The 252-nt window shown below is 65.5% G+C and carries 1 pseudogene; it reads left to right on the forward strand.

Annotated elements, in window-relative coordinates:
* Window positions 1-252: pseudogene (locus tag EOD29_RS33560) on the forward strand (ABC transporter ATP-binding protein); the annotation flags it as partial.

Here is a 252-nt window from a genome sequence, read left to right on the forward strand (position 1 = left end):
GCCGTTCAGCTGGATGTGCTCCGGCCGGATGCCGAGCGTCAGCGTCTTGCCGGCCATGCCATCGCGCGGGGTCACCGGCAGAACGGCGGCGATATCGTCTTCACCGTGACCCCGACGGTCATCGAACGCCTCGGCGCCAATACGGTAGCTTATGCCTCGCTCAACGGCGAGGCCGAAAATTTCTGCGCCATGCTTCCCGGCAGCGTCGGCATCCGCCCCGACGCACCTGTGACAACCGGCATCAATGCCGTT

This window comes from Mesorhizobium sp. M1A.T.Ca.IN.004.03.1.1, from assembly GCF_003997555.1.
In the GTDB taxonomy this organism is placed as follows: domain Bacteria; phylum Pseudomonadota; class Alphaproteobacteria; order Rhizobiales; family Rhizobiaceae; genus Mesorhizobium.